At 69.2% G+C, this 18,084-nt stretch carries 12 protein-coding genes; 4 read left to right on the top strand and 8 right to left on the bottom strand.

Annotated features, from left to right (window positions below):
- Nucleotides 1-8: 8 nt before the first annotated feature.
- The 3 genes from BLW48_RS13815 to BLW48_RS13805 all read right to left on the bottom strand — a co-directional run bounded on the left by BLW48_RS13815 (nt 9) and on the right by BLW48_RS13805 (nt 3,096).
- On the bottom strand, nt 9-851 hold the full coding sequence (locus BLW48_RS13815; protein WP_093053581.1) for an ABC transporter ATP-binding protein: 843 nt from the start codon (nt 849-851) through the stop codon (nt 9-11).
- 4 nt (nt 852-855) lie between these two features.
- Nucleotides 856-2,022, bottom strand: coding sequence for an MlaE family ABC transporter permease (locus tag BLW48_RS13810; protein ID WP_093053583.1), 1,167 nt, complete (start codon nt 2,020-2,022; stop codon nt 856-858).
- 144 nt (nt 2,023-2,166) lie between these two features.
- On the bottom strand, nt 2,167-3,096 hold the full coding sequence (locus BLW48_RS13805) for a LysR family transcriptional regulator (protein ID WP_093076771.1): 930 nt from the start codon (nt 3,094-3,096) through the stop codon (nt 2,167-2,169).
- Nucleotides 3,097-3,214: 118 nt separating this feature from the next.
- On the opposite strand from BLW48_RS13805, the gene BLW48_RS13800 reads away from it, so the two are divergent.
- The 3 genes from BLW48_RS13800 to BLW48_RS13790 all read left to right on the top strand — a co-directional run bounded on the left by BLW48_RS13800 (nt 3,215) and on the right by BLW48_RS13790 (nt 12,217).
- Complete coding sequence (locus BLW48_RS13800; RefSeq protein ID WP_093076773.1) at nt 3,215-4,723, top strand: CoA-acylating methylmalonate-semialdehyde dehydrogenase; 1,509 nt, start codon at nt 3,215-3,217, stop codon at nt 4,721-4,723.
- 145 nt (nt 4,724-4,868) lie between these two features.
- Nucleotides 4,869-10,571, top strand: a complete 5,703-nt coding sequence (locus BLW48_RS13795) for an alpha-2-macroglobulin family protein (RefSeq protein WP_093175478.1) — start codon at nt 4,869-4,871, stop codon at nt 10,569-10,571.
- A gap of 8 nt (nt 10,572-10,579) precedes the next feature.
- On the top strand, nt 10,580-12,217 hold the full coding sequence (locus BLW48_RS13790) for a GMC family oxidoreductase (RefSeq protein WP_093053593.1): 1,638 nt from the start codon (nt 10,580-10,582) through the stop codon (nt 12,215-12,217).
- Here the strand turns inward: BLW48_RS13790 and tetR are convergent.
- The gene (gene tetR, locus BLW48_RS13785) at nt 12,159-12,848 is read right to left on the bottom strand and encodes a tetracycline resistance transcriptional repressor TetR (RefSeq protein ID WP_093175475.1); all 690 of its coding nucleotides are present in this window, start codon (nt 12,846-12,848) and stop codon (nt 12,159-12,161) included. The two genes, BLW48_RS13790 and tetR, sit on opposite strands and share 59 nt — an antisense overlap.
- Nucleotides 12,849-12,919: 71 nt before the next feature.
- On the opposite strand from tetR, the gene tet reads away from it, so the two are divergent.
- Nucleotides 12,920-14,149: a Tet(A)/Tet(B)/Tet(C) family tetracycline efflux MFS transporter gene (tet, locus tag BLW48_RS13780; RefSeq protein ID WP_177142337.1), complete on the top strand. Its 1,230-nt coding sequence runs from the start codon at nt 12,920-12,922 to the stop codon at nt 14,147-14,149.
- 4 nt (nt 14,150-14,153) lie between these two features.
- Here tet and BLW48_RS13775 read toward each other — a convergent pair whose 3' ends face one another.
- From BLW48_RS13775 to BLW48_RS13760, 4 genes are read right to left on the bottom strand one after another with little or no spacing between them, the layout of a single operon-like run.
- On the bottom strand, nt 14,154-15,203 hold the full coding sequence (locus BLW48_RS13775) for an ABC transporter substrate-binding protein (RefSeq protein ID WP_093175678.1): 1,050 nt from the start codon (nt 15,201-15,203) through the stop codon (nt 14,154-14,156).
- Between the two features lie 27 nt (nt 15,204-15,230).
- Nucleotides 15,231-16,373: an NAD(P)/FAD-dependent oxidoreductase gene (locus BLW48_RS13770; RefSeq protein ID WP_093175473.1), complete on the bottom strand. Its 1,143-nt coding sequence runs from the start codon at nt 16,371-16,373 to the stop codon at nt 15,231-15,233.
- On the bottom strand, nt 16,370-17,773 hold the full coding sequence (locus BLW48_RS13765) for an NAD(P)/FAD-dependent oxidoreductase (protein ID WP_093175470.1): 1,404 nt from the start codon (nt 17,771-17,773) through the stop codon (nt 16,370-16,372). Before BLW48_RS13765 ends, BLW48_RS13770 begins: the two co-directional genes overlap by 4 nt.
- The gene (locus BLW48_RS13760; RefSeq protein ID WP_093175468.1) at nt 17,770-18,081 is read right to left on the bottom strand and encodes a (2Fe-2S)-binding protein; all 312 of its coding nucleotides are present in this window, start codon (nt 18,079-18,081) and stop codon (nt 17,770-17,772) included. Before BLW48_RS13760 ends, BLW48_RS13765 begins: the two co-directional genes overlap by 4 nt.
- Nucleotides 18,082-18,084 lie beyond the last annotated feature (3 nt).

The following is an 18,084-nucleotide window of genomic DNA, read 5'->3' as shown; positions in this document are numbered from 1 at the left end:
CCTACCTTTCAGCGACCCGCCTCGGCGGCGGGCTGCGACGGAGATTGTTCGGCGGGCTTGTCGTGCAGAGCCTCCAGGGCGCGCTGGCCGCGCCCGCCGAGAAAGTATTCGTGGATGAAGGGATGCGGGTACGCGATGACTTCGCGTGCCGCGCCGGTGACGATCACCTTCTGGTCGGCCAGCACCGCGATGCGGGTGCTCAGGTCGAACAGCGTGTCCAGGTCGTGCGTGACCATCACCACCGTGAGGCCCAGCTCGCGGTGCAGGCCGCGCAGCAGGTCGCAGAAACTGTCGGATGCCTCGGGGTCGAGGCCGGCCGTGGGCTCGTCGAGCAGCAGCAGCGGCGGGTCCATGATGAGCGCGCGCGCCAGCGCCACGCGCTTGATCATGCCGCCCGAGAGGTCTGATGGGCTCTTGTTCGCATGCTGCGGGCCCAGGCCCACCATCTGCAGCTTCACCAGCGCCGCGTGGCGGATCAGCTCGTCGGGCAGCAGCTTCAGCTCGCGCAGCGGAAAGGCGATGTTCTCCAGCACGCTGAACGCCGAGAACAACGCGCCGTGCTGGAACAGCATGCCCACGTTGGCCGCGCCCGATGCGCTGAGCTCGCCGGGCTCCTGGCCCAGCACCTCGACGTGGCCGCGCGTGGGTTTCTCGAGCCCGAGGATCTGGCGCAGCAGCACCGTCTTGCCGGTGCCCGAGCCGCCGACCAGCGACAGCACCTCGCCACGGTCGATGTGCAGCTGCAGGTCGCGGTGCACCACCTGCTCGCCGTCGGGGCTCTGGAACACCGTCCACAGGCCGCGGATGTCCACCACGGTGGTGTAGGTGTCGGAGCGTACGGGCATGCTCATGGTGTCAGGCCCTGAATCCGATGCCCTTGAAGAGCACTGCGAAGAGCGCGTCTACAAGGATCACCGCGGTGATCGACGTGACGACCGACTGCGTGGTGCCGCGCCCGAGGCTCTCGGTGTTGGGCTTGACCTTCATGCCGAAGTAGCAGCCGATCAGCGCAATCAGAATGCCGAACACCGCCGACTTGGCCAGCGCCAGCCAGAGGTTTGAAATCGGCACCGCGCGCGGCAGCGCCGAAAGAAAGTAGGCGGGCGAAATATTGAGCGCCGCATCGGCCGCCAGCATGCCGCCCGCGAGCGCCGCCATCGAAGTCCAGAGGCTGATCAGCGGCATTGCGATGGCCAGCGCCAGCACGCGCGGCATCACGAGGCGAAAGCCGTGCGGGATGCCCATCACGCGCATTGCGTCGAGTTCTTCCGTTACCCGCATCACGCCGATCTGCGCAGTGATGGCCGAGCCCGATCGCCCGGCGATCAGCACGGCTGCCAGCACCGGCCCCAGTTCGCGGATCAGCGAGAGCCCGAGGATGTTCACCACGAAAGTCTCGGCGCCGTACTGCCGCAATTGCTGCGAGATCAGGTAGGCCAGCACCACGCCGATCAGCAGCCCGACCAGCGCCGTGATGTGCAGCGCCGTGGCGCCGAACTGATACAGGTGCCCCGAGAAATCGCGCCACGGCCCGCGGTGCGGCGCGCGAATCAGCCGGCCCACGTCGAGCGCCAGCTGGCCGATCAGGCTCGTGAAGTCGCGCACCACGTACATCGCGCGCGGCCCGTTGTGCGAGAACGCGCGGATGCGGTCGCTCAGCGAGGGCGGGGGCTCGTCCGGCGTGGCGACGGTGTACTGCGCCACCTGGTCGAGCACGGCCTTGTGCTGCGGCAACATTTCGAGCGTGGCCGGCCACTGGTGGCGCCAGTGCTCCCACAGCAACTGCGCACCGATGTGGTCGAGCTGCCCGATGGGGCGCAGGTCCCAGGCGCGGTCGTCGGCGGGCGGGGCGGTTTCCAGGCTTTTGGCCAGCGCCTGCCAGGCCGGCTTGGACGACATCGCCAGCGTGGTCCAGCAGCCGCTGGCCACCGTCCACTGGCGGCCTTCCTGCTCCCGCTGCTCGACGCGAGGCCACGCGCTGTCGGCGGCGGAGGCGTCGGCAGTCGATGTGGCAGGGGACATAGGGCGGGTGAGCGGGAAAGTTAACAAAGGCGGGGGTGGAAGCGCGCATCGTAACCGGGTGCATCCTGTGTGAAGGTGCTCCAGACCCCTCGTTTGCGTAGGGCACAACGCCGTTTCTTCGGGTTTTCTTCAGGGCAGGTGCGATCACGCTGAAAAGCCCTCGGACAGGGCTTCACGTAACCACCCCACAAAGGCCGTCACAGCCTGCGGGACATGCGTGGCGTAGGGCCGTATTGCATACAGCCGCTCGCCGAAAGCACCCACCGAGCGCCACTGCGGCAGCACCTGTTGCAGCTTGCCCGACTGCAGCGCCGCCTGCGCGCTGAAATCGGGCACCAGCGCAATGCCCAGCCCGCTCAGGGCCGCATCGCGCAGCGCCTCGCTGTTGTTCGCGACCAGCGGCCCCGAGACCGGCACCGTGATGCGCGGCGCCGAGGCCTTTGCCTCGAAGTGCCAGGTCGGCGTTTCCTGCGCGCGCGGGTAGTGCAGGCAGTCGTGCTCCGCCAGCGCCTGCGGCTCGCGCGGCGTGCCGCGGCGGCGCAGGTAGGCGCGGCTGGCCACCAGCACCGAACGGGTTTCGCACAGCGTCCAGGCCACGTGCGTGTCGGGCGGCGCGGCCGTGTGGCGGATGGCCAGGTCGAAGCCCTCCATCGCCAGCGAGCTGAGTCGGTCCGACAGATCGAGCTCGAGGCGCACCTCCGGCTGCGCGCGCAGGAAGTCGGCCAGCCGCGGCACCAGCTGCTGGCGCGCGAAGGCCACCGGCGCCGTTACCCGCACCAACCCGCGCGGCACCCCCGCGAGATCGCGCACGCCCGCGAAGCTGTGGGCAATCTGCTCGAAGGGCCCGCGCATGTCTTCCACCAGCCGCTGGCCGGCCTCGGTGAGCCGCACGCTGCGCGTGGTGCGCTGCACCAATGGCGCGCCGGCCGCGCGCTCCAGTTCGGCAATGCGCTGGCTCATGGCTGCCTTGCTCACACCCAGGCGCAGCGCCGCCGCCGTGAAGCTGCCCTGCTGCGCCAGCACCGTGAGCCAGTGAAGGTGCGTCCAGAGCGACTCGATATTTTGGGGTTTCATGGTTCTATTGTTCGCTATTCTGAACAATAAGTTCAGTCTTCGTGACTAGGCGCGGAACAAGGTGCTGCCTAAACTGATTGCACTCCTCCGCCAGCAAAGCCTTCTCAAAGCCCTCCCCATGCCCACCTCCATCGACCACTTCATCGCCGGCAAGCCTGCCGCCAACACCTCCGGCCGCACGCAAGACGTGACCAACCCCGCCACCGGTGCCGTCACCGGCAAGGTCGGCCTGGCCGACACCGCGCAGGTCGCGGCCGCCGTCGCCGCCGCGCAGGCCGCCTTCCCGGCCTGGGCCGACACCCCGCCCATCCGCCGCGCGCGCGTCATGTTCAAGTTCCTGCAGCTGCTCAACGAGCACAAGGACGAGCTGGCCCACCTCATCACCGCCGAGCACGGCAAGGTCTTCACCGATGCGCAGGGCGAAGTCAGCCGCGGCATCGACATCGTCGAGTTCGCCTGCGGCATTCCGCAACTGCTCAAGGGCGACTTCACCGACCAGGTAAGCACCGGTATCGACAACTGGACGCTGCGCCAGCCGCTCGGCGTGGTTGCCGGCATCACGCCCTTCAACTTCCCGGTGATGGTGCCGATGTGGATGTTCCCGGTGGCCATTGCCGCGGGCAACACCTTCGTGCTCAAGCCCAGCCCGACCGACCCGAGCGCCTCGCTGCGCATGGCCGAACTGCTGACGGAAGCCGGCCTGCCCGACGGCGTGTTCAACGTCGTGCAGGGCGACAAGGCCGCCGTCGACGCGCTGCTCGAGCATCCGGACGTCAAGGCCATCAGCTTCGTCGGCTCCACGCCCATCGCCAACTACATCTACGAAACCGGCGCCCGTCACGGCAAGCGCGTGCAGGCCCTGGGCGGCGCGAAGAACCACATGGTGGTGCTGCCCGACGCAGACATCGACCAGACGGTCGACGCGCTGATCGGCGCGGGCTACGGCTCTGCCGGCGAGCGCTGCATGGCCATCAGCGTGGCGGTGTTGGTCGGCGACGTGGCCGACAAGATCATTCCCAAGCTCATCGAACGCACGAAGACGCTGAAGGTGCTCAACGGCACCAATCTCGCCGCCGAGATGGGCCCGATCGTCACGCGCGCCGCGCACGAGCGCATCACCGGCTACATCGACCTGGGCGAGAAGGAAGGCGCGAAGCTGCTGGTCGACGGCCGCAACTTCAATGGCAGCACCGCTGGCGAAGGCTGCGGCGACGGTTTCTGGATGGGCGGCACGCTGTTCGACAACGTCACGCCCGAGATGCGCATCTACAAGGAAGAAATCTTCGGTCCGGTGCTCAGCTGCGTGCGCGTGGCCAACTTCAAGGACGCAGTCGACCTCGTCAACGCGCATGAGTTCGGCAACGGCGTGAGCTGCTTCACCCGCGACGGCAACGTGGCGCGCGAATTCAGCCGCCGCATCCAGGTCGGCATGGTCGGCATCAACGTGCCGATCCCGGTGCCCATGGCCTGGCACGGCTTCGGCGGCTGGAAGCGCTCGCTGTTCGGCGACATGCATGCCTACGGCGAAGAGGGCGTGCGCTTCTATACCAAGCAGAAGTCGGTGATGCAGCGCTGGCCCGAGAGCATCGGCAAGGGCGCCGAGTTCGTGATGCCGACTGCCAAGTAAAAGCAGGCCCCCCGGCCACCGTCGCCGGGGTCTCTCCGATCCTTCGGGTTCTGAAACGTTTCTTCCGTAGAGTTCGCCATGACCGCCTAGAAACCCGGACGCATCCCGCGTCCAGCATCAGAAGACCAGAGAGGACCGAGGAGACATGGCTGCGAACAACAACACGAGGACTTTCCGAAACCCGGCTTCGGCCGGCGGCGCGCTCTGGCGGCTGCTGGCCCTGGCCGTGGCGCTCGTCGCGGCGCCGACGCTGCACGCTGCCGGCGTGCTCAGCGTGAGCCCGCAAGGCGAAGCGCGCGACGTGCGGCAGGTGTCGATCCGCTTCGACGCCGACATGGTGCCGCTGGGCCAGAGCGAAGGCGCCGAGCCCGCGAGCGTGCAGTGCTCGCCGCAGACGCCAGCAGGGCGCGCGCGCTGGATCGGTCCGCGCGCCTGGGCCTTCGAGTTCGAGAAAGATGTGCGTGGTGGGACGCGATGCAATGTCGTGTTCAAGGCTGGGCTCAAGACGCTGGCGGGCGAGGCGGTGACCACGCCGCCGGCCGCGAGCTTTGTGGCCGGCCCCCATGGTTTCTCTACTTCCTTTCCAGCCGAGGGCTCGCAGGTTGCGCCCGACCAGGTCTTCCTGCTGCGCCATTACGACCCCCAGCCCGTGGGTGATCCGCAGACGCTGGCGGCCGGCTTCACCTGCGAGCTGCGCGACGGCGACAAGGTGCAGAGCCAGCCGGCAGAGCTGGTCACCGGGGCCGCCCTGGCCTCGGCGCTGCGCGCAGCCCAGTCGGGTACCTATGCCTTGGCACTGCGCTGTGCGCAGCCGCTGCCCGAAGGCGTGCAATTGCGCTTGCGCCAGGCGCCCGTGGGCGGTGCCGAGCCGAAGCTCTTCAACTACACCACTCGTCCGCGCTTCACCGCGCGTGTCGAGTGCACGGTGCTCGACTACCCCCAGGGACAGAAGGCCTGCGACCCGCGACGGCCGGTCGAACTGACTTTCTCCGCCGGCATCGGCCTCATGAGGTCCGGCGGCATTCGCCTGACCGACGCGTCGGGCGCCGACCTGTCTTTCGATGCCGTCGACACATGGCGTCGTGACGAGGTTCGGCAGTTGCGCGTGATGCCGCCCAAGGGCAGCTTCGGCGAGGGAACCCGCTTCACTGCGCGCCTGCCCGAAGACTTCCGCGACGTGCTCGGCCGGCCGCTGGTCAACGCGTCGGAGTTTCCCAAGACAGTCGAATTCGCTCGCCTGCCGCCATATCTGGGTGTGGCCAACTCTCTCGCCGTCATGCCGTGGCAAGCCGGCAAGTCCGACGCAGTGGCGGCCTTTGCCGTGCGCCGCGTCGAGAAGTCGGTGCCGCTGCGGCAATGGCGGCTCGGCGGCGAGATGGGCGTGGGCATCGAGGCCTACGCCATCGAACTGCTGCAGAGCCAGCAGGCCGGCCAGTGGCCCACCGAAGAGCTGAACGCCAAGGCAGGGGCACCGCGTACATCGACGCTGGCCACGCAGGGCGATGCAATGGAATTCGTCGGCGTGCCGCTCGCCGCGCCCGGCTTGCACGTGGTGCGCGCCGACAGCGCCGCCTTCACGCAATACATCGACACACGCCCGCTTGGTCCGAACGAAACCCGGGATACCTCGCCACGCCAGCGCTATGCGGTGGTGCAGGCCACCAACCTCAACCCCGGCGCGAGCTTCGGCAATGCAGGTGCTTCGGTGATCTGGGTCACCGCGTTCGACAGCGCCAAGCCGGTGGCGGGCGCCGACGTGGCCGTGTACTCGTGCAACCGCGAACTGCTTTGGCGCGGCAAGACCGACGCGCAGGGCCTGGCCCGGCCGGACGAGGCCTTGCGTGGCAAGCTGGCGTGCAGCAACAACACCCGCGCCGTGACGCCACGCTACGGTGGCGGCGGCAACAACAGCCCTTGGGTGGTGGTGCGCGCCGGCGACGACATGGCGCTGATGCAGGTCTTCGCAGGGTGGAACGGCTTTCCCGTAGGCCGCGATGCGCAGAACTTTCGCGCCCACACCGTGCTCGACCGCACGCTGTTCAAGGCAGGCGAGACCGTCAGCATGCAGCACGTCGTGCGGCTGCTTGAAAGCCGCGGCTTCGCGCTGCCGCCGGCAGGCACGCTCGATATCGAGATCCGCTACAGCTGGAGCGACAAGGTGAGCACGTCCAGTGTGCCGCTCGGCCCCGACGGGAGCGCCACCAGCCAATGGACGATCCCGTTCGACGCCAAGCTCGGCAACTACACCGTGTTGGTGTTGCAGGGCGGCCGGCAGCTGGCCAGTGCGCAGTTCCAGGTCGAGGAGTTCCGCACGCCGGTGTTCGACAGCGAACTGCGCACCAAGGCGCTGTGGGAGCGCGACGCTCAACTCGCGGTGGTCGATGCGCGGCTGAGCTACTTCGCCGGCGGCGCCGCGGCCGGGCTGCCGGTGACCGTGCAGCAGGGCTGGGCGCGCCAGGTGCAAGGTCCGCAGCCCGGCTACGCGTTCTACGACGAAACGCTCGATGCCGTGCCTGCCATGCCGCCGTCCATTCCACCGCAGGCCACGAAGCTCGATGCCGCCGGCAGGACGCAACTGCGGCTCAAGACGCCATCGCTGGAACGGCCGATGCTGCTGCAGACCGAGCTGAAGTTCCAGGACCCCAACGGCGAAACCCAGACCGTCGGCGCCAGCACCATGCTGTGGCCCGACCGCATGAAGCTCGGCCTGCGCGTGCGGGCGAAAGACCGGGATCGGCCGCAGGCCATCGAAGGCATTGCACTCGACGACCAGAACCGGCCGGTGGCCGACGAACCCGTGAGCGTGCGTGTCAAGCCGGTGCAGCGGAACTGGAACAACGGACAGACGCGAATCACCGACCTCGGCCCCGAGGTGGATGTGTGCAGCACCCGCACCGACGCGCAAGGGCGGTGGGCCTGCGAGTGGCAGTTACCCGCTGCGGTGTCGGGCCAGCAGGTGCCCGAGCAATGGCTGTTCAGCGCGAGCGCCAGCAGCCTGAAGCACAGCCGCGCCGTCGTGCGCACCGACATGCTGCAGTACCGCTGGACACTGGGCTGGCAGGAGGCGCTGGCCCGTTCAGCGCTGCAGCTGGAGAACGGACCGGCCTTCGGCCCTGGCGAGACCGCCATCGTGATCGCGCGTCCCGAGCGTCTGCCGGCGAACCTGCTGCTCACCGTGGAACGCGAAGGTGTGATGGCAGCCAGCGTGCATGCGATCACCGCGATGGCGCAGCGCATCGAACTGCCGCTGACTGCGCAACATGCGCCCAACGTGCATCTGGCGGCGCGCTATGTGTATCCGCTGCAGGACGCAGGCAAGGACGCACCGCTGGCGAGCGTGCAGCGCGCGGAGGTGCCGGTGCGTCCCGATGCGTGGACGCTTTCCGTCGGTTTGCGTCCCGAGGCTGCAACGGCGCGGCCGCGTACGCAGCTGCCGATGGAGGTGGCGGTGCGCGATGTCGCCGGCCAGCCCGTGGGGGGCGCGCGCGTCACACTGGTCGCGGTGGACCAGGCCCTGCTGGCGCTCAAGCCCAATGGCACCTGGGCGCTGGCCCGGGCGATGTTCGCGGCGCGCGGCAACTCGGTCACCAGCACGGCGCTCGATGCCCGCCTGTTGCGCCGGGTCGAGCTCGGTCTGCAGCCGCAGCACCGGCCGGACGACGAGGCCGCGCGCGGCTTGTTCGGCGCCGTACCGGGCGCTCCGGCCCCGGTCGCGGCCGCCGCGATGCGCGCCTCGAAGCCGGACGCGCCGGACGAGCCGCCCCCGCGCACTGACCTCTCCTCGCTCATCCTCTGGCGCACCGACCTGCGCACCGACGCCCAAGGCATCGCCCGCGCCACCGTCCCGCTCAACGACGCACTCACCCAGTTCCGCATCGTCGCCATCGCCAGTGCGGGCGAGGCGCAGTTCGGCCAGGGCGAAACCACCATCACCAGCACGCAGCCGCTGCAGATCTTCAGCGGCCTGCCAGAGCTGCTGCGCGCGGACGATGCCATCGTGCAGAAGCTCAGCCTGCGCAACACGGGCGCGTCGCCGCTTGCCGTGGTGCTCAAGGCTGAGGCCGTCGTCGAGCCCAATGGCGAATGGTCCGGCGCACGCGATGTGGTGCCCGCCGATGCATTGGCCGCGCGCGGCCTGAAGATCGAGCGCCGCGTGCAGCTTGCGGCCGGCCAGACGCAGGAAGTGCTGTGGCCTGTGGCCGTGCCCGGTGGTGCCAGTACGCTGCGCTGGCGCATCAGCGCGCAGGGCGGCGAAGAGCGCGACGCGCTGGAGATCACGCAGCGCGTGGTGCCAGCACTGACCGCCACGGTGCGCCAGTCGACGCTGCTGTCGGTGGCCGACGCGGGCGCGGTGCCCGTCGTGCAACCGCGCGATGCCGTGCCGCTCACAGGCGGCGTGCGCGTGGCGCTGCAGTCCAGCCTCGTGGATGCGGCGCTGGCCGAATCCACGCGCTGGATGGCGCAGTACCCGTACAGCTGCCTCGAGCAGCAGAGCTCGCGCTACGTGTCGCTCGACGACCGCGCGAGCTGGGACAAGCTGATGGCCCAGCTGCCCAAGTACATCGACGGCAAGGGGCTGGCACGCTACTTCCCCGAATCCTCGCTGTCCGGCAGCGAGATGCTCACCGTGCAGCTGCTCGACCTCGCCCACGCCAAGAGCTGGCCTGTGCCCGAAGCCCCGCGCCGCCAGATGCTCGATGCGCTCGATGCCCTGCTTCAAGGCCGCCTGGCCGCGCAAGACTGGGCGCCGCGCAATTACCTGGAGCCGCAGCAGCTCGCCGCGCAGGCCACGCTGGTGGAGCATGGCCGCGCGAAGATCGTGGTCAAGCCCAAGGCGCTCGACGCGCTTTCGGCCCAGTCGCTGGTCGACTGGTCGCGCGCGCTCATGGCGATGCCCGCCGATGCCGAGCGCGATGCTGCGCTGAAGGAAGCCGGCGCGCAGCTGCGCAGCCGCTTCGACGTGCAGGGCACGCGCCTGCGCTGGCGCGATGAATCGTCGCTGCACTGGTGGTGGTTCATGTGGAGCGGCGACAGCACCGCCGCGCGCATGGCCCTGCTCGCGCAGCAATGGGCCGAGACCGACGCAAGCTGGAAGGCCGATGCGCCGCTCATCACGCAAGGGCTGGTCGGCCGCCAGAGCGCCGGCCGCTGGAGCACCACCACCGGCAATGCCTGGAGCACGGTCGCGCTGCGCCGCTTCCAGCAGCAGTTCGAAGCCGGCCCGGTCGATGGCGTGACGCGTGCCACGCTGGGCCGCGCCACGCGCGATGCGGCGTGGACCGATGCCAAGGCTCCGAGTGTGCTGCTGCCCTGGCCAGCCCAAGGCGCGCAAGGCACGCTGCAGCTGCGCCACGAAGGCAGCGGCAAGCCCTGGGCCACCATCAGCACGCTGGCAGCAGTGCGCAACACGCAGCCCGTCGCCAACGGCCTGGTGGTGCGCCGCAGCGTCACGCCGGTCGAGCAGAAGCGCAAGGGCCAGTGGTCGGTGGGCGACGTCTACCGCGTGCGGCTGGACCTCGAATCGACCGCCGAGCAGACCTGGGTGGTGGTGCGCGACGCCGTGCCCTCGGGCGCGAGCCAGCTCGGCCGCGGCCTGGGCCGCGAGAGCAATCTCGCGCAGCGCGGCGAGACCAGCGAGGGCTGGGCCTGGCCCAGCTACATCGAACGCGCCACCGACAGTTACCGTGCGTACTTCCGCTACGTGCCGCGCGGCAACTGGCGCGTGGAATACACCGTGCGGCTGAACAACGCGGGCGACTTCAAGCTGCCCCCGGCGCGCGTGGAGGCCATGTACGCGCCCGAAGTTTTCGGCGAGGGCACCGCCCAGACCATGACCGTGAAACCCTGAGAAAAAAGATGAGAGACAACGACAACACCTTCGACTACATCATCATCGGCGCGGGCACCGCCGGCTCGCTTATGGCGAACCGGCTCAGTGCCGACAAGAGCAAGCGCGTGCTGCTCATCGAAGCGGGCCGCAAGGACGACTACCACTGGATCCACATTCCGGTGGGCTACCTGTACTGCATCGGCAATCCGCGTACCGACTGGCTCTACAGCACCGAGCCCGACGCCGGCCTCAACGGCCGCGTGCTGCGCTACCCGCGCGGCAAGACGCTGGGTGGCTGCTCCAGCATCAACGGCATGATCTACATGCGCGGCCAGTCGCGCGACTATGAGCACTGGGCCGATCTCACCGGCGACGAAGGCTGGCGTTGGCAGAACGTGCTGCCGGCCTTCAAGAAGCACGAAGACTTCTACCTGGGCGCCGACGAAATGCATGGTGCCGGCGGCGAGTGGCGCATCGAGAAACAACGCCTGCGCTGGGACATCCTCGACGCCTTTGCCGAAGCCGCTTCGCAGGCCGGCGTGCCGCACACCGCCGACTTCAACCGCGGCAACAACGAAGGCGTGGGCTACTTCCAGGTCAACCAGAAGAACGGCTGGCGCTGGAACACCGCCAAGGCCTTCCTGCGCCCGACCTGCTATGGCAGGCCCAACTTCGAGCTCTGGACCGGCGCGCAGGTGTCGCGCCTGCTGTTCGAGACGCTGCCCGACGGCACGCGCCGCTGCACCGGCGCCGAGGTGTGGAACGGCAGCGAGATGACCACCGCGCACGCCACGCGCGAAGTGATCCTGAGCGCGGGCGCCATCGGCTCGCCGCAGATCCTGCAGCTCTCGGGCATCGGCCCGGCCGATCTGCTGCGCCAGCACGGCATCGACGTGGTGCTCGACGCGCCAGGTGTCGGCGCCAACCTGCAAGACCATCTGCAGATCCGCGCGGTCTACAAGATCGAGGGAGCGCCCACGCTCAACGTGATGGCTTCGTCGATGGTCGGCAAGGCGAAGATCGGCCTCGAATATCTGCTCAAGCGCAGTGGCCCGATGAGCATGGCGCCGTCGCAGCTCGGCGCCTTCACGCGCAGCTCGCCTGATCGCGAATGGCCCAATCTGCAGTACCATGTGCAGCCGCTGTCGCTCGACGCCTTCGGCGATCCGCTGCACAGCTTTCCGGCCTTCACCGCGAGCGTGTGCAACCTCAACCCCACGAGCCGGGGCTCGGTGCGCATCAAGAGCAAGCGATTCGAAGACGCGCCGGCCATCGCGCCCAACTACCTGAGTACCGACGAAGACCGCAAGGTGGCGGCCGATTCGCTGCGCGTCACGCGCCGAATCGCCGAGCAGCCTGCGCTCGCGAAGTACAAGCCGCAGGAGTGGAAGCCCGGCGTGCAGTACCAGACCGACGAAGACCTGGCGCGCCTGGCCGGCGACATCGCCACGACCATCTTTCATCCGGTGGGCACCACGAAGATGGGTGCCGGGAGCGACCCGATGGCCGTGCTCGATTCGCAACTGCGGGTGCGTGGGATTCAGGGCCTGCGCGTGGTGGATGCGGGCGCGATGCCGACCATCACCAGCGGCAACACCAACAGCCCTACGCTGATGATGGCGGAGAAGGCCGCCGGCTGGATTCTCGGCGGGGCCGGGGGCTAGCCTCGGCGGCCTGGCCCTTGCCCGCGAGGCGCGCCTTCGCGCCTTCGAGCATCAGGTCCACGCCGATCTCGAACAGCGCGTCGGGCCCGGCCCGGCGGTAGTGGGCGAATGCCTCGGCCAGCAGCGGACGCGAGGCCGCGGCGGCATCGAGCACCTGCTGGCGCATCTCCGCGTCGGGCGGCGCTGCCTGTTCTTCCAGCACGCAGCCCACGGTGTAGCGGCCCAGCGCGATCAGCAGCGTCATCGCCTGCGTCGCCGGCACGCCCAGGTTGACCACGGCTGCAAGCTGCGCTTCGACCATGTCGAGGTCGCCCGGGTCGGGCTCGGAGCCGGCATGCAGCCGCGCGCCGTCTCGCCGCGCCAGCAGCGCGCGGCGGAAGCTGTGCGCGTTCTCGCGCAGGAACCCGTCCCAGGTCTCGCCAGGCAACGGCAGCTTGCGCTCGTGGGCGCGGTGCAGGATCTCGCTGTTCATCGCGTCGAGCAGAGCCCGCTTGTTCTTGAAATGCCAGTACAGCGCGGGCTGCTGCACGCCGAGCCGCTCAGCCAGCAGCCGGGTGCTGAGCTTGTCCATGCCGACCTCGTCGAGCAGCGCGAGCGCTGCCTCGAGGATCACTTCGCGGTCCAGTTTCATGTCGATGTCGATGCCAGTTCGTGCGGGTACTTCACAGCCTGGAATTTATCGCTGATAATCCCTTATCAGTGATAAATTCCAACAGTTCTTCAACTTCTTTCGCGACGAACGGCCGCCACGCGCAGTTCGTGATCCTCGCGATCGTCACGCTCGACGCCATCGGCATCAGCCTGGTCATGCCGATCGTGCCGAGCCTGCTGCGCGAGGTCGGCCACACCGGCGACCTCGGCTGGCACTTCGGCGCCTTTCTCTCGCTTTATGCGCTGATGCAGTTCCTCTGTGCGCCCGTGCTCGGTGCACTGAGCGACCGCTTCGGCCGCCGGCCGGTGCTGCTGGCTTCTGTGCTGGGCGCGGCTGTCGACGCGCTCTTCATGGCCTTCGCGCCCTCGCTGTGGATGCTGTTCGTGGGCCGCGCGATCGCGGGCATGACGGGCGCGAGCACCGCCGTGGCCTCCGCCGCCATCGCCGACCTCACGCCCGAGCACCAGCGCGCGCGCTGGTTCGGCCGCATGGGCGCCTGCTTCGGCCTGGGCTTCATCGCCGGGCCGGCGATCGGCGGCGTGCTCGGCGACCACGGCGTGCGGCTGCCGTTCATCGCGGCCGCACTGCTCAATGGCGTGACCTTTCTCGTGGGTCTGCTGGTGTTGCGCGAGTCGCGCCCGCCGGCACTCGCGTCGCAGCCCTTCGACCGCGGCGTGCTGCATCCGCTCGCGCCGCTGCGCTGGGCCGAGAGCTTTCCCGCGCTGCTGCCCTTGCTCGGCGTGTTCCTGCTGCTCGTGCTCGTGGGCGAAGTCGCCGGCACGACCTGGGTGCTCTACGGCCAGGACCGCTACGCCTGGAACGGCACCATGGTCGGCCTCTCGCTCGCGGTCTTCGGCCTGCTCCATGCGCTGGTGCAGGGCTTCGTGGCGGGTCCGCTGGTCGAGCGCTGGGGCGAACGCGCAGCCATCGCCGTCGGCACCATCGCCGACGGCACGGGCTATGCGCTGATCGCCTTCGCCACGCAGGGCTGGATGGTGATCGCACTGCTGCCGCTGCTGTGCATGGGCGGCGTCTGCGCACCCGCGCTGCAGGCGACGCTTTCGGCGCGCGTGGGCGAGGCGCAGCAGGGGCGGCTGCAGGGCGTGCTCGCGAGCATCACCAGCCTGGCGGCGGTGTTCGGCCCGCTGCTCATCAGCCCGCTCTACTTCGCGTTCCGCACGCGCTTTCCGGGCATCGTGTGGCTTGCGGGGGCGTCGCTCTACCTGCTGTGCCTGCCGGTGCTGCTGCGCAGGACCGGGAAAGCCACTGCGCAGGGCTGACGAATCACTTCTCGATCGTCTTGTTCCAGCGGGCGTTCCACGCCGGGCGATTGGCGTTGATGCTTTCCCAGTCGATGGTGACGGCCGTCTTCATCCACTTGTTGATGTCCGCCACCTGCGCCGCGCCTTCGCCCACGGCCGGGGCCTTGGGGTTGGTCGGGATCTGCGCGCCGTACTGCAGCACGTTGGCCTGCGCCAACGGGCTCAGCAGGAACTCGGCGAGCTTCTGCGACAGCTCGGGCTCGCTGTTGTTGGCGATCACGCACTGGCCGACCATGAGCACCACCGCGCCTTCCTTGGGCGGCGCGTACTCGACCGGAATGCCCTTGGTCTTGAGTGCGGCCACGGCCGTGGGCGTCAGCGGGAAGATCGCCGCCTCGCCGGTCTGAACCATCTCAGAGAGCTTGGCCGAACTGGGGATGTACTCCAGCACGTTCGGGCCGACGGTGGTGGGCCACGCCTTGAAGCCCGGTTCCACGTTCTTGTCGTTGCCGCCCTGGATGCGGTTGAACATCAGGAAGCCGTGCAGCCCGAAGGTCGATGACGACATCGACTGGAACACCACCTTGCCCTTGTACTTGGGGTCGGCCAGGTCCATCCACGAGGTGGGCGCGGTCCAGCCCTTTTCCTTGAACATCTTGGCGTTGTAGGCAAGGCCCGTCATGCCCAGGCTCACGCCGCTGGCCATGTCGTCCTTGAAGCGCGCGGCCGGGTAGATCTCGCTGAGCGACTGGCTGGGCTTCTGCTTCTGGCACAGGCCCATGCCGATGGCGCGCACCATCACGCCGTCGTCCAGGAACATCACGTGCATCTGCGGCTTGTCCTTGTTGGCCTGCGCCTTCGCGAGGATGTCGGACGAGGTGCCGGGCACCACCACCACCTTGGCACCGTAGGCCTTCTCGAAGGCCGGGAAGACGTACTGCGTGTACGCCTTCTCCATGGTGCCGCCGTTCATGCCGATGTAGATGGTCTTGGTCTGCGCGCTGGCGCTGCCGGCGGCTGCGAGCAACGCGGCAAGGAGGAGAAAGCGGGGGGACTTGGCGATGCGGTACATGGCGATGCTCTCCAATCAGGTTCAGGTTCAGGTGGGGGAAACGGTAAGGGGTTGTTCGTCGAAGCGCTCGATGGCGAAGGCGTCGATGGGCGTTTCTGTGCGCCCGTCGCGAGCCAGCTCGGCCAGCACTTCGCCGGCGGCCGGGCCGATCTGGAAGCCAGCGCCCGAGAAGCCGAAGCCGTGGAACAGGCCGGGCGTGGTGCGGCTGGGCCCGAGCACCGGTTCGCGGTCGGGCAGGTAGCCTTCGGTGCCGCCCCAGGTGCGGATGATGTGCGCATGGCGCAGCACGGGCAACAGCTCCACGGCCTGCATCGCGAGCGTGGCGATGGCATCGCGCTCGGCGCGCGCGCGTTCGGCATCGAGCGTGATGCCCGTGCCGCCGCCGAGCACGAGATTGCCGCGCGCCACCTGCCGGCAGTAGATGCCGCCGCCTTCCACGCCAAGGCTCCATTGCATGAAGTGCGGCACCGGCTCGGTCACCGCCATCACGGGGCTGCGCGCGCGCAGCGGCGGCGTCTCGCCGAACTGGCTGGCGATGGCGCCGGCCCAGGCGCCCGCGCAGTTGAGCAGCACGGGCGCCTGCACCTCGAGCGCGTTGCCGCTGCGCACCATGAACATGGCTCCGTCATGCGCGACCTCGTCGACCTTGTGGCGCTCGAAGATCTGCGCGCCCGCGCGCTGCGCCGCGAGCGCGAAGGCCGGCGACACGAGGCGCGGATTGGCCTGCCCGTCTTCCGCGCACAGCGAGCCGCCCACAGCGCGCGCGCCGAGCCAGGGGCACTGCTCGCGCAGGCGCGCGCCGGAGATCAGCTCGAGGCCCAGGTCGAAGTCGCTGCTCAGCGCGCGGTAGCGTTCGAGCGAGGCCATGTCCGATTCGCTGCGCGCGATCTTGAAATGGCCCGAGCGGATGTATTCGCCGTCGGTGCCCAGCAGTTCGGGCAGTTGGCCCCAGATGCGGTGCGCGCGCTGCGTCAGCGGCAGCTGGCTCAATGACCGGCCCTGCCGGCGCACGCCGCCGAAGTTCACGCCGCTGGAGCGCGAGCCGCAAAGATCGCGCTCCAGCAGCACCACGCCCAGGCCCATGCGGCGCAAGGCCAGCGCGGCCGAAGAGCCGACGATGCCGCCGCCGACGATGGCGACGTCGGTCCGCAGCTTCTTGATCGTGCTCATGCGCCGGCTCCCTCGGCGGGCACGAGCATGATCGGAATCGGCTTGATCGGCGCCTGCCCGCGCAGCCTGCCGACCTGCTGCAGTGGCTGGCCCGTGGCATGCGCGAGGATCTCCGCCGCCGCCACGCCGCACATGCGCCCCTGGCAGCGGCCCATGCCGACGCGCGACAGCGCCTTCAGGCGGTTCATCTCGTCGGCGCCGTTGGTGGCGACAGTCTGGCGCAGCGTGCCGGCCGTGATGTTTTCGCAGCGGCAGATCACGAGGTCGTCGCTCGCGTGCGCGGCCCAGTCCTGCGGCACGGGGAAGGCGCGTTCGAGGCCCTGGCGGAATCCGGCGAGCTTGCCGAGCTTGCGTTCGAGTTCGGCGGCGCGTGCTGTGTCGACCGCTACGCCGCTGTCGGCCAGCAGCGCCAGTGCCGCGCGTTCGCCTGCCCACTCGGCCGCGTCCGCGCCCATGATGCCGGCGCCGTCGCCCGCGAGATACACGCCCTCGACGCTGGAGCGCCCGGCCGCATCGCGCACCGGCAGGTGGGCGCGGTGCATCGGCGCGTAGTCGAATCGGCAGCCGAGCAGGTCGGCGAGCTGCGTTTCGGAGCGCAGCGCGTAGCCGAAGCCGATGGCATCGCAGGCCAGTGTGCGTTCTTCGTTGCCGTCTTGCCATGCCACGCCGGTGACGCGGCCCTGCGCCTCGTCGCCGAGCACGCGCAGCGGCCGCACGCCGCTGTGCAGCGCCACGCCGTGGGCGCGCAGCCAGCCCACGTAGTACACGCCCTTCGCGAACACGGCGGGCTGCGTCAGCATCGCGGGCGTGGCGGCGATCTGGTCGGCCAGGCGCGCGGTGTCGAGCACCGCAGCCACTTCCACGCCGGCCTTCGCGTACTGGTACGCCACCAGATACAGCAGCGGCCCGGTGCCCATGAACACAACGCGGCGCCCGATGGCGCAGCCCTGGAACTTGAGCGCGACCTGCGCGCCGCCGAGCGTGTAGACGCCGGGCAGCGTCCAGCCCGGCACCGGCAGCACGCGGTCGGTGGCGCCGGTCGCAACGATGAGGTGGCTGTAGGGCACGCGACGGGTGCTGCACGTGGGGTTGTGCATCACGTCGAGCTTGTGGTCCTGTGCGTTCCACACGAGGCTGTCGGGGTGGTGGTCGATGCGGCCCCGCAGTGCGTCGAAGGCCGAGTGCACGGCATCGGCGCGCTTCGACTCGAAGCCGTAGAGCGTTCGCGCGGTGCGTTGCGAGAGGCTGGCGGGCGGACGGCGATAGATCTGCCCGCCGGCGCGCGACGCCTCGTCGATCACCACAGGCCGCAGGCCATGCGCCACCAGCGTCTGCGCCGCGCGCACGCCGGCCGGGCCGGCGCCGACGATCGCGGGGCGGATTTCGATTGCCGTCGTCATGCGCCACTCCTTCCCGTGACCAGCGCCATGCCGGGCGAGATGAAGGTCGAGCAGGCGCGCAGCCGTTCGCCTTCGCCGGTGGAGATCCAGCAGTCCTGGCAGGCGCCCATCATGCAGAAGCCCGCGCGCGGCAGGTTGCTGAATTCGTTGCGGCGCAGCTGGCCGCATTGCGTGAGCACGGCCGTGAGCACGGTGTCGCCGGCCAGCGCGCTGGCGGGTGCGCCGTCGAGGGTGAAGGGCACGGCATCGCGGCCGTTGGTCTCGGCCACGCGGTGCAGCAGTGCGCTCGAAGTTGTCGTTGTCGTCATTGC

Origin of the sequence: Variovorax sp. YR266 (assembly GCF_900107295.1) — a bacterium.
Lineage (GTDB): Bacteria > Pseudomonadota > Gammaproteobacteria > Burkholderiales > Burkholderiaceae_C > Variovorax.
The sequence above is the reverse complement of the archived record's forward strand: the minus strand, read 5'-3'. Positions and strand labels throughout refer to the sequence as shown.

Bases quoted from the DNA above. Each gene is read 5' to 3' on its own strand.
- BLW48_RS13775 (WP_093175678.1), bottom strand. From the start codon at position 15,203: ATGTACCGCATCGCCAAGTCCCCCCGCTTTCTCCTCCTTGCCGCGTTG.
- BLW48_RS13765 (WP_093175470.1), bottom strand. From the start codon at position 17,773: ATGACGACGGCAATCGAAATCCGCCCCGCGATCGTCGGCGCCGGCCCG.
- tetR (WP_093175475.1), bottom strand. From the start codon at position 12,848: ATGAAACTGGACCGCGAAGTGATCCTCGAGGCAGCGCTCGCGCTGCTC.
- BLW48_RS13815 (WP_093053581.1), bottom strand. From the start codon at position 851: ATGAGCATGCCCGTACGCTCCGACACCTACACCACCGTGGTGGACATC.
- BLW48_RS13810 (WP_093053583.1), bottom strand. From the start codon at position 2,022: ATGTCCCCTGCCACATCGACTGCCGACGCCTCCGCCGCCGACAGCGCG.
- BLW48_RS13805 (WP_093076771.1), bottom strand. From the start codon at position 3,096: ATGAAACCCCAAAATATCGAGTCGCTCTGGACGCACCTTCACTGGCTC.
- BLW48_RS13760 (WP_093175468.1), bottom strand. From the start codon at position 18,081: ATGACGACAACGACAACTTCGAGCGCACTGCTGCACCGCGTGGCCGAG.
- BLW48_RS13795 (WP_093175478.1), top strand. From the start codon at position 4,869: ATGGCTGCGAACAACAACACGAGGACTTTCCGAAACCCGGCTTCGGCC.
- BLW48_RS13770 (WP_093175473.1), bottom strand. From the start codon at position 16,373: ATGAGCACGATCAAGAAGCTGCGGACCGACGTCGCCATCGTCGGCGGC.
- BLW48_RS13800 (WP_093076773.1), top strand. From the start codon at position 3,215: ATGCCCACCTCCATCGACCACTTCATCGCCGGCAAGCCTGCCGCCAAC.
- BLW48_RS13790 (WP_093053593.1), top strand. From the start codon at position 10,580: ATGAGAGACAACGACAACACCTTCGACTACATCATCATCGGCGCGGGC.